General features: G+C 33.4%; 8 protein-coding genes and 1 pseudogene. 3 read left to right on the top strand and 6 right to left on the bottom strand.

Annotation, left to right across the window (positions count from 1 at the left end):
* Together POF52_RS30600 and POF52_RS30595 are read left to right on the top strand one after the other, a co-directional pair.
* Positions 1-592, top strand: a pseudogene (locus tag POF52_RS30600) (FtsK/SpoIIIE domain-containing protein); the annotation flags it as partial.
* Positions 589-1,281 (top strand): hypothetical protein, encoded by a 693-nt coding sequence (locus tag POF52_RS30595; RefSeq protein ID WP_271998040.1) that lies wholly within the window; start codon positions 589-591, stop codon positions 1,279-1,281. The pseudogene POF52_RS30600 and the gene POF52_RS30595, both read left to right, overlap by 4 nt.
* Before the next feature lie 1,009 nt (positions 1,282-2,290).
* On the opposite strand, the gene POF52_RS30590 is transcribed toward POF52_RS30595, so the two are convergent.
* Positions 2,291-2,506, bottom strand: coding sequence for a hypothetical protein (locus POF52_RS30590; protein ID WP_016766070.1), 216 nt, complete (start codon positions 2,504-2,506; stop codon positions 2,291-2,293).
* 458 nt (positions 2,507-2,964) lie between these two features.
* Between POF52_RS30590 and POF52_RS30585 the strand changes: the two genes are divergently transcribed.
* Positions 2,965-4,518: a DUF4365 domain-containing protein gene (locus tag POF52_RS30585; protein ID WP_271998036.1), complete on the top strand. Its 1,554-nt coding sequence runs from the start codon at positions 2,965-2,967 to the stop codon at positions 4,516-4,518.
* Positions 4,519-4,615: 97 nt separating this feature from the next.
* Here POF52_RS30585 and POF52_RS30580 read toward each other — a convergent pair whose 3' ends face one another.
* From POF52_RS30580 to POF52_RS30560, 5 genes are all read right to left on the bottom strand, one after another.
* Positions 4,616-4,837: a helix-turn-helix domain-containing protein gene (locus POF52_RS30580; protein ID WP_034656257.1), complete on the bottom strand. Its 222-nt coding sequence runs from the start codon at positions 4,835-4,837 to the stop codon at positions 4,616-4,618.
* Between the two features lie 337 nt (positions 4,838-5,174).
* The gene (locus POF52_RS30575; protein WP_271998031.1) at positions 5,175-5,648 is read right to left on the bottom strand and encodes a MerR family transcriptional regulator; all 474 of its coding nucleotides are present in this window, start codon (positions 5,646-5,648) and stop codon (positions 5,175-5,177) included.
* Between the two features lie 785 nt (positions 5,649-6,433).
* Entirely contained in the window at positions 6,434-7,168 is a 735-nt protein-coding gene (locus POF52_RS30570) for a MerR family transcriptional regulator (protein ID WP_055991825.1), read from the bottom strand.
* Between the two features lie 703 nt (positions 7,169-7,871).
* The gene (locus POF52_RS30565) at positions 7,872-8,627 is read right to left on the bottom strand and encodes a plasmid stabilization protein (RefSeq protein ID WP_271998020.1); all 756 of its coding nucleotides are present in this window, start codon (positions 8,625-8,627) and stop codon (positions 7,872-7,874) included.
* A gap of 107 nt (positions 8,628-8,734) precedes the next feature.
* Positions 8,735-10,021, bottom strand: coding sequence for a replication protein (locus POF52_RS30560; RefSeq protein WP_271998018.1), 1,287 nt, complete (start codon positions 10,019-10,021; stop codon positions 8,735-8,737).
* Positions 10,022-11,050: the final 1,029 nt, after the last annotated feature.

Genomic DNA, 11,050 nt, shown 5'->3' with positions numbered 1-11,050 from the left:
ATTATTTCATGGAATTGATCACGTTGATACGCTTTGTTTTGAAGCGAAAGATATGAGAAAACCTTTTTCCTTACTTCGGGCTGAAATGTATCGGCGAGGCGACTTACTTTTGGAGCACGGCGTGACTCACATCAGCAGGCTTCCTTTTAAGCTACCTCGTATCGTTGTGGTAATTGATGAAATGTCCATCGTGAAGAGAGAAACGGACCTTGTAGAGATGATTCAACAGTTTGCCAGCCAAGGTCGTGCACTAGGTGTTCATACGATTATTGCCATGCAGCGACCAGATGCGGATTTATTAAACTCAGCATTAAAAGCCAACTTGCGGGTACGAATTTCTGGAAGGCAAGCCGATGCCACTAATGCAAAGGTGGCAGGCGTACTTGGGGCAGAAGAAATCGATGCAGCTGCCAGGGGTCGTATGAAAATTAAGATTGATGACGTGAAGGAGTTTCAAGCCTCTTTCTTAGATGAAGAAGCTTGTAAGGAAATGCTTTCCCCTTATAAAACACGTGTGAAAGATCCTGAACCGCAACTAGAGGTGGTGTCACAGTCTATCTTTGGATTATTAGAGAAGGAGGAACAGCGATGAGTTTTCGACTATCTCAGCGTGATAAAGACATCATTGGGTTTATCAATCAGTTTCGGGCTGTGGATCGCGACTCATTAGTAGAACTCTTCTTTAAACAGCTGAAATCGCCTGTAAATGCGTGTAATAGTGTCATGGTGCGTTTGTATCGATTAGGACTCATTGAACGCACACAGCAGTATTCTCCCATGGTTTACTTGCCCGTAGACGCGAAGATTAAAAAGAACTCTCAAAAAATACTACATTTCCTTTCTATCTTGGAAATCTATAAACAAATGTGTACGTATAGCACACCTAAACACGTCATTGTCGAAGATAAGCCCACCGGACGAAAAGGAGGGATTGAACCGGATCTCTTTTGTATTTTTAAAGGCTCTCCGTTTTGGATTGAAATTCAACGAAATCAGTATTCAGAACAGAAAATGCAAGCAAAGATTAACCTCTATGAAGAGTTTTTCTTTTCGGATGAATGGCAGGCATCACATTGGCAGCCAGAAGATCGCCCCGCCCTCTTCCCTTCCATCATTTTGATTACACCTGTTCGGTATGCTGTTAATTCTGAGCACATCCGCATTATACAGGTAGCAAGTATCCACAAGCTCATGGAGAAATATAAGAACTCTGCAAAACAGGAGAGGCAAGTAAGACCGAGGTTATCATCCTCAAATGGAATCAAAATTAATTTAACATAGGGTAATAAGAAGGTATGTCCTTTGATAAAAAAGAAAGCTACCCCATCGTTGCAGGACAGGTAGCTTTTGAGGGAATTCATAAACTAATTTATAAAAAGTCTGAATAATTTTACAATAATTTTATAAATAAATCAATATAAGATGATCTTGAAGACATATATATAACGTGCACTTTTTATACATCCTCCTCCCACTTGGGTATCGAGTAAACGCAGTCATATCAGGGATGTATAAAAAGCTGCATATATGTAAACTAGCTACTTGGTGTCTTGAAATAAAAAAGTCCCATTGATATTACTCAATTTATAGAAGGAGCTCCGTATATCATATACAGCCTGAAAACAGAAAAAACAACTGGGTCCGTTCAGTTGTTTTTTCTGCTACATTTATTTGATTAAAGGATGGAAACTTTACAGCTTCTTGAGTAGTTTGTTCATAACATGTGAAATTATTCAATCTACTAGACACAACGAAAAATAGACAGAATATTTCAATTAATTAGTTTACTTTGTAATCGCTTTCATTTATAATAAGGGTAGGTTGGATGGCATGAGTGGCTGTCATAGTATTTAGCGTAGGCGGGGCTGATACGAGAGAACAGGGCATAAAAGAAATGTCCTTTTTTATTTTCATGAAAAAGGTAAAAATAACATTTGATAATTTAAGTCAGGAAATATAACAGAATGATGGTTTTTTTATTCTAATTATGTAAAATGAAATTGTGTAGAATCTACATAAAAAAGAAAGGATTACCTTTGGGGATAAGGTAGTCCTTTTTTTATTGGTTCGAAAATTACACAAATATTTATATTTTCAAAATATTAAGTGATGACATTGATCATCATAGATAGTAAGATATAAGTGGTCAGCCTAACGGTGGGTTCACGTTTGATAACCCAAATCATGCTTATAGGAAAGAGCATTTCTCATTTGAGAGGAATGCTCTTTTCTCTGTATAAGAAAAAGCAGGCTTAAGCCTGCTTTTGTAGCCTTAGAGGCTATTTTATAGTTAAGAAGTACGTATTAGTTCTTGTGAGGATTCTTGATACAAATTCAGAAACTGTTGAACAGCTTCTGTCATGCATGATGTATTCCACTTCTTTAAGATACTTCTTTTTTGATTCTTAATCGTGCACTCTTCTTTATGGAAAATGTCTTGTGTTGCTGAAATAGAATGACCATCAAGAGCAAAGACTTCTTGTTCTGCTTGGGTTATTTGATTCATAAATACTTTCTATTCCAGGGTTTTACATTCTTTTTCTGCACTCTTTAGCCCACCAATTAAATCAGACGCTACACTCAAGATATTTTTAATACCCATTAATAGTTTTTCGCTTTTATCCATAATAAGGCCATTCTACTTTTTGAGGGCAACCTATGTTATAATAAAAGTCCGTTACGTACTAAGTTTTGACATGGGGGTGCTTTCCTAGCCGGGAAAGTGCCCTTTTTCATTTTATTTTGTTTGGACTTGGATTGTTTATAATAATGTTTGATCAAGAATCTTGTATATAACAGGATTTTTTTGTTTGATAGTAAACCCATTTCATTGACTAAGAAATAGCTGAGAAATACACTCGTTGGATTTAATTTATCTAACGAATGCTTTTTCGTTGTTGCTATACTAGGATTCGATGAGTTTTTAACGACTTAAATGTTCATCATGAAGAAGGAGAGAATTGAATGGTTACAACAAAAACCCAAAAGAAGGTTGCAGTAAAAGATCTAGAAACTGATACAACAACTGTTGAACAGCTAGCGTATTATCGAATATTAGCCCCACTAAAAGTTAGATCACTCTTATCTCATCTTAGTTCAAGTGAAAAGAAATCTATTTCCTTTGATTTTAAAAAAATGAAAAATGGGGATTTAGATCCTTTACGTTACACATTTATAGAAGAGGTAGACAAACAGCAAACAGGCTCTACTGAAACATCTGAAAACAAAGAATCTACGCCTTACAAAGTAGATTTTGTTAACATGCAAAAGAAAGCTTTTAATTTATATGAAGGGATAATTCACATATATGGTATCCCAGACGACGGTATTAAGTTACCAGTGGAGGAAGTTAAAATAGATGAGTTGAAAATTGGAAAAAACGAAGTCGTTTATATGAACAATGAATCCACCCTTGTTACTTACCAAATCATTGAAACAGAGAAGGGATTCAAGGTCGTTATAGAAGATACTTTAACGTTGGATTTTGACAGGAGAAAGAAATCTGGTCTATTCCATCTAGAAAGAGTAAAAAGCCTTGGTTCCTATATGAAATGTTTACGATTAATAAACTATTACATACAGCGCAATAAGTTTCCTTTTCAATCTCTACAGTTATCTGGTGGGACATTAAATTTAAAGGGACATCTCCAACAAATTGAGGAAGAGATTGAATCCTACAAAGAACTGATAGATATTTGTACTCAAATTGGAATAAGTGAAAATTACATATTTGATGATAAGGAAGATTTCCCTTCCCTATTCAATGCTATAATCAATATCTTTAAAAATAAACAATATAGCTTACTAAATATTCATCAAGAAAAACTAGAAAAAACGGAGATAATCAATATTGAACTTTCCAAATATGTGAAACTAGCATTAGTATATGCAGATGGATGTTTCCTTAACCTTTATAGTGAAGAAGCGTTAAAAATAACGGGTAGATATTCGTCTATAACAGATGTAGCTAGTAATCACGGGCAGGATACTGTTGAACCTGTTATGTTATCTGATAATCGGGAAAATTATGACCAAAAAGTAAGCATTTTCGCTTCTCGAAAAATTGAAGAAATGGTGAAAGATACAAACTTTGATTTTGACATAGTAAAATTATCTTTTGCCGATGAACATCATGATATACAAGCTGACTTAACAATTACTTGTTCTTTAGAGTATATAGACTTTTATGATAAAACCCTCGATGGAAATTATTTAGAGCTTGCTTTTAATCTAAACCAACGATACTTAGCTAAGTATCCAAAAGATGAAATTGCAAAAGTTAATGTTTATCTCATTAAACTCAAGCAAGACCATGAATTATCAGAAGATGAACAAAATGATCTTTATAACATACAAGTAAGAGCAGAAATGAATAATGAGCAAACAATATGTTTTGCATGCGAAGTATTGTTAAAAAATAAGGCAGAAGCAAGGAAATTATTTGATACTCTTCACGATGAGGACAAAAAAGAGCTGATGGAATTTCCAATTTACCGTTTTTATCAAGACTTGGAGTAGTATGCTCATTTTCTTCTGTATATAGATTGCTAGTAAACTTTTATAAAGTTTTTTATCCTTAATGCAATAAATAAGCCCTATTTGCCTATGATAGGGCTTATAAGTTAAAAAAGTCCTCTACTTTCGCCTTCGAGTCAAGTTTTTTTAAGATATTCATCACTTTTTTTATGGTTGAGCCAGATGGAATATAATCTGAGTCATTATAAATTTTACTAACTGTATGTCTATTTAAATTAGTTGCTTTAACTAATTTGGTTTGAGTATAGCCCTTGCCCATTAGGTATTTTCCTAACTTACTTTTTTTAGTGATTTTAGGCATACTAACACACTCCTTTTTATAAAGGATGGACGCATTCTAAAAAAACTATACATTTTTGTATAAAAAAACAGGCAAAAATCTTAATTTACAACATATAATAAACTATAAAATAAACAGTATATAAATATTGCTTATGCAGAGTTGGAATAATGTCGATATTTTGGTCATAATCATATAGCATGAATACAGTTAAGACCGCCTTATAGACTGATACATATTGGGCGGTCTTTGTTACCGGTATTCTTTGAAATTAGACTTCACACAAAAAACCTTTACCTAGAGGGAAAAGGTTTTTTTGTGTGAATATTAGATAACGAGATACCACCATTCTAGCAAATCATTTTTCAAAAAAGGTTTTTAACCACTTATAAAAACTCTTCTTTTGTTGTTGTGCTTTTTTTAACACTCGAATTTCACGAGCCATTGAGATTAATTGACGTTCGCGTTCCTCAAACTTGGCATCGATATAGCTTTGTATCTCTTTCATTTGTACCTCACGTGATTCTAAGCTAAGGGTTTGCTTTTCAGTTGAAATGTTTGGTGGAGTGTCTGGTACTAGGTTGAATTTTTTTGCAACGGTTATAACGGCTTTTTCTAAGGTTATCTCGGGATGAGCATAAATTCTTTTTAGTTCATGAAAGATGGTAACGTCGTCGTTCGTATAAGCTAATCTACCGTTTTTTTTAGTGAATTGCACACCAATTTTGGCAAAATGGAAGTTGTATTTTCGTATAGTTGCTATGGGCAAACCAAGTATATCAGCTAATTCTTCGGTGGTATATGCTGCTTCTGCGGTTATGACTCTCAACATATGATCACCTCCTCTTATCAAGAGAACTATTCTAGGTATATACGTTAAAACCTTCAATTAATAAGAGAACGAGATATTATACCTTGTAATGCTATTGTTACTATAGTAATCGGTATTCTCAATTGAGTGGATATTATCATGTTTAGCTATTTACGAACGTCATAGATTAAATATTTTCCCTCTCCCCTCAGCGTGATGGTTTTTCCTGATTCAGCGATGCATTTAGCTATATAAACATAAACTATCTAAAGAGATTAATCTAATAAATCATTAAATAGTGCTATCTTAATTTTAAAGTGTAATATCTATTGGATTTGAGTCAATAATTTAGATATAACAAAGTTGTCATGGTGCCAAATGAGCTAATTGCGGCATTGATAAATGTTAGAGTTTTATTTTTAGAGGATTAAATCTTTTGTTAAATAAAAATCTATTTTTTAATTCCTGTTTTATTTAGGGAATTACAAATATACAAAAACGGAAATAAAACAATAATGATTCATTTCCGTTTTTATTAAATTTAAAACAGTTTAGAGTTGTGTTTGTAAAAGAATAAATGAATTATCTTTTAAATTATTGATTTTTTGCACGTTGATGTTTTCAATAATTTTACAGTATTTTCATTATAATTAAGCCATAAAATTAATCTTAAAATGATAATTAAAGCAATCATAAGTAAATTCCGATTTAGATATTTTTATGAAATTGATAAATAATTAAATAAAGACATTATTGTTTTCTATTATTTATTAGTTGACAAAATAAAAAACTAGGAATGATTTTTCCTAGTTTGAGAATAGCTTTTGCCATAATGTCTTCTTTTGATTTTGTTCTTTAATCAACTCTTTTTGAGTATGAGTAAATGCATTTAAAAGGTCTTCATCTCTTTGTTTTAATAACTCTTTTAGATTAGTATTTATCAGTTCTTCAAAATTCTGTTTGTTTTGATTTAGCTCCTGTTCAGCTGAATTATCTTTTAGCGTTTCTTGAGTTTTTCTAATGTTTTCAAGAAGAACTTTATCACGTTTTTTTAGGCTGTTTTCTATGTATGCTTCTAAGTCTTTATTTTCTGTTTTTACTTCAATCATTTGCTGCTTTGTTGCTGCAATTTCTTTATTTGCAATAGCTAACTCTTTTTGAGTAGAAATAAGTTCCTTTGTTAGAAGCTCCAATTTTTCTGAAAGAATCCTGTTAAATTCTATTTGTTGGTTCTGACCTTCAATTAGGTGATCTATCTTCTTTTCTAAAATAGACCGTTCTACGTGGTCATTAATAGTCATTTCTTCACCATTACGCCACTGTTTCACTTGATCCCAGGACCAACCTTGCTCATGAATTTTCTTCTTTATACTGTTAAGTGTCTCTAGATTCTCTTTTGTAAACCTTCTATGACCTTTTCCATAATCAGTGCCTGTCCACTCTGTAATAATATTGAATTCTTCACACCATTTACGAAGCAAATCTCCAGAGATACCCAGTATATTTACCACTTCTTTTGGTAAGTACAATTTTTCAGACATAACTACACCTCCATATGTTAATTAATAATTAATATAATACAAGAATCATGCAATTAATTTTGAAGTGAAACGTACCCTGGGATTATTAACGTAGATTCTAATAAAATTGTTCTTATCTCATTATTGATTCTATATTAACTGCTAACTTCTTCTATGTAAATCTTAAAGCAATAATAATATAATAACTAATTCCTGAATAAGATTATTGTTTTATCTTTTAATCAATAACTATCATTATTGATTAAAATGAAACGGAAAAAACTTATTATTGATTTAATTATTGTTCAAATACATTTAAGTTAATCCTAAGTTCAACAAAAAATGCATTTTAACTAAAAAATAAATTCCTTTTTTATTCACAAACACGGATTCTTTTTTTAAGTTCATCTTAAGTTAAACTAAAGTTAGGATATCAGAATACGCAAATGGGGTAATAGCTCTAAAATAGCTTCATTCAACTAATGATATATCAAAGATAAAATGATTAAGTTTAACAGAGCCAAAAGGAAAGCTAAAGCATTCTTTTTAATTTAAGGACTTATAATAATATAATCAAAAATGGAAAATGAAATCATATAGTAGATGAGCTATATGTAGAAAGTGGCTTTCAAGATAAATAGACAGTAAACAACTATGAAAGGGGACACCTTATAGTTGTTTGCTGTCCATTACGAATAACTAGCAATTCTTAGCTAAAAATGCTTCATTTTTGATAGTCATAGACAACTGGAACGTTGTCCATTTTCATGGTTTTGGCCACAATATAACGACGATAGCCATCTTTTAAGACCTTCGATCCTTTCTCAATCGTTAACGGCTTGTCAAGGTGTCCTGTACGCTTCACAAATTCAATGACTTCCTCTGTTTTCACAGGGTTTGGACGTGTCTTTAAGAAGGCTTCAGGAACGATAATGTCCTCAAAACTCACGACATCCTTTGTCCCTTTTGGCTGAATAGGTTGCTGCTTCTTTGATTGTGCAGCCTTTTTCTCTTGAACAGGTGTTTCGTTCACTTCTGGCTGTACCGTTTTCGCTTCTTTTGCTACAGGCTCTTGTTTTTCTTCCTGCTTGGTAGCAGCAACCTCTTGCTGTGCCTTAGAAGCCTCTTGTTTCGCTTCTTTTTTATCATTTGACTCATTGGCTTCTTTATCGTTTTTATTCGGGAGAACGGTAATCTGGAAGCAGATAACACCTATTTCGCCAGGACATTCATCAATTGGAATATCTAGCGTTGGTTCTCCTTGAATTAAGATTTTTTCATGCATAATACTCTTTTTTGTTAGTCCGGTTTTATTAAAGGCTTTCTTTGCAACAAACACGGTATACGAAATAAACGTACTCTTCTTTAACCCTTTAGGCGCAGAAGGTGAACCTTTTTCTCGCATATCAAAGGCAACGTAACGGTCATATTCTCGTAATGGTCCTGTCGCAGATCCTGTTAGAGTCATTTTATGTGGCATAATGATCTCCTCCTACATAGATTTATATATTGATTATTTAGAAGTATGTTCTAAATAATAATACTCTTATTAAACATCAGCTACTAAGGGATTTCTTCATTTTTTGATTACGAGACTGTGTCCTTTAATTGGGCATGTTCGTGTAATAAAGCCTGTTCTTCAGGTGTTAAGGCTTGTCCTAGATCTTGTTTCAATTGCGCCATTTCTAACGAACTGTACGTAGAACTATGCTCTTTGAGTAAGTTTTCTTCTTCTGGCGTTAGTTCTTGCCCTAATTTCTGCTTTAATTCAATTATTTTTAGCTGTTGATCTAGAGGAATAGCTTTTTCTTGTTTGCACTTCTTTTCCTCCTTTTGAGCTTTCAACCAAGCAGGAACGATTTCCTTACGGATGATATGTTTAGGCGTAAATAGGGATGCCGTTTCACTTTCAGTATGTATGTCTGACTCAGATGATTGTTCTTCTGTATTCCCTTTAAGTAGATTCGTAAATTGATTGTAAGCAATTTGATAAACAAGACGGCACATTTTATCCAGTGATAGGGGAGTACCCTTACGATTCGCTTCATGCACATATTTATCTAATCCTACAATCGCTGTATAAGCTACTTCATGTACTTGCTCTTTCACAATCTCAATCTCTGTATCTCGTTTTACGGCTTTTGCAGCATTTTGAATACGAGCATAAAAGTCTTTTAGTTGATGACCATATTTCCCTGCGTACACATTATTTACTTTCTTAGGCACACCTTTAATATAAGCAAATGACTGTGAAACAGATATTAAATGATTATTTAAATGATTTTTAGGTAAATCAAGGTTAATAAAGGGGGACGACGCTTTTTCGTCCTCAAAGCTTGGTGTATCAACGTTTTTAGCACTTTCTGGACTTGTCACAGGACTTGTCACAGGACTTGTCATTTCCTCTTTTTGAAGCGTTTGAATGCCTGTTGTATCGTGTGCAAAAAAGATTTCCTCACAAATTTGATCAAAATTCGTATGGCTTTTAAGGATAAACACATAGCTATCTGGATGAGCACCTGTTGTATCTTCTTTGATATAACGGGCCACGATCATAAATGGAGTTTCCTTTAACGATTTCACAAAGCGAGAAACGGTACTTTGGGATACATCAAACTTTTCCATAAGTGTTTTGGAGTGAATGGCTTGAATACCTGTGGCAACAAGGTTATAAATCACGTAATCTAACATTTCCATCCGTTTTTTAGGGAATACTTTATGTAGGGCTTCTTGTTGTTGTTTAAAGTATGTACGAAGGGTTTCTAAAAACGCCTCTTTCTTTTTACGAAGGGTAGGCTTTTCTTTCCATAACCATTTGAATCGTCCGTTGAAGGTATTTACATCGGGTAAATAGCAAGTTAATATCTTGTTCATTTGTTCATCTTCTCCTTTAAGGAACACAAAAAAGACACTGTTTCCCTGAAGAAAGGAAAACAATGCCGTGATTTTGATGAACTAAGCCCTTGAAATAGATGTCAATTTCATATAAAATAAAACCATAAGTTTTATTTTATAGAAAAACTAACTCTATTAACAAGAGACTTCGACAAGTGTTTTCCCTACCGTAACTAGGGGGAACGGTTTAAGAGTGGTGGTACACTACTTAAACAGTTGAAGTCTTTTTTCTATCCGCACGTTTTTGTTAGTTTTATTATAGCGTTAACTAGTCTCATAATTCAATAAAAATTAGCAAAATATATCAAAACAAGTATTTTTAGCTACGATTCGTTTGTTATTTCTTTAGGAGTTGACTTCATCATAGCTGAATTTGTGGAATCTGGAGAGGGTTATTTTTTTACCCCTCCCCAGATATTTAAAAGTATGTTATAATGCTGCATTTTTAATAACTTTGAAGATTTATTGGTTTTTCCACTTTCAATGATAATCGCAAATGGTTATTCTGGGTAGGGTGATTTTTTGTAGTCCTTTTTTGGAAAGAGGGTGAGAAAAAATCACCCTATGCAGCATGTTGAAAATATGATAAGAGCAGGTTCTATTCCATCTAGAATCTGCTCTTTTGTTGAAGTTTGAGGTTGGAGAGTGTCCTAGAAATTTCACAGCACTCCTCATTGTAATGCTGGTCTTAATTAAAATTTCAAGGTATTCTTCCCATTCGAATTATTCATTAAAAATAGTTCATTTACCAACCTAATTTTTCAAAATTGCCGTCATGATTGTTTAAACCTCTTTGCTGCCTCATCAATTTTTTTAACAGTGGTAAGATCAACAGTTCTTATTTTACTTTCTATATTTTATTTGAAACCCTCAAAATAGTGGTGCCCTTTAAAAAATAGAGAGAAGAGCATAAGGGGTTTTTGCCCCCACAGACTGTGTGGGATTAGGCAGAGCCTAACAAAACCTCGGGTACAAGGAAATGTTTGCAAGAACCCCCTCAGCGCACCC

This window comes from Priestia sp. AB, from assembly GCF_028369225.1.
In the GTDB taxonomy this organism is placed as follows: Bacteria; Bacillota; Bacilli; order Bacillales; family Bacillaceae_H; genus Priestia; species Priestia megaterium.
The sequence above is the reverse complement of the archived record's forward strand: the minus strand, read 5'-3'. Positions and strand labels throughout refer to the sequence as shown.

Excerpts from the sequence above, each read along its gene's own strand:
- POF52_RS30595 (WP_271998040.1), top strand. The coding sequence starts at position 589 with ATGAGTTTTCGACTATCTCAGCGTGATAAAGACATCATTGGGTTTATC.
- POF52_RS30590 (WP_016766070.1), bottom strand. The coding sequence starts at position 2,506 with ATGAATCAAATAACCCAAGCAGAACAAGAAGTCTTTGCTCTTGATGGT.
- POF52_RS30585 (WP_271998036.1), top strand. The coding sequence starts at position 2,965 with ATGGTTACAACAAAAACCCAAAAGAAGGTTGCAGTAAAAGATCTAGAA.
- POF52_RS30580 (WP_034656257.1), bottom strand. The coding sequence starts at position 4,837 with ATGCCTAAAATCACTAAAAAAAGTAAGTTAGGAAAATACCTAATGGGC.
- POF52_RS30575 (WP_271998031.1), bottom strand. The coding sequence starts at position 5,648 with ATGTTGAGAGTCATAACCGCAGAAGCAGCATATACCACCGAAGAATTA.
- POF52_RS30570 (WP_055991825.1), bottom strand. The coding sequence starts at position 7,168 with ATGTCTGAAAAATTGTACTTACCAAAAGAAGTGGTAAATATACTGGGT.
- POF52_RS30565 (WP_271998020.1), bottom strand. The coding sequence starts at position 8,627 with ATGCCACATAAAATGACTCTAACAGGATCTGCGACAGGACCATTACGA.
- POF52_RS30560 (WP_271998018.1), bottom strand. The coding sequence starts at position 10,021 with ATGAACAAGATATTAACTTGCTATTTACCCGATGTAAATACCTTCAAC.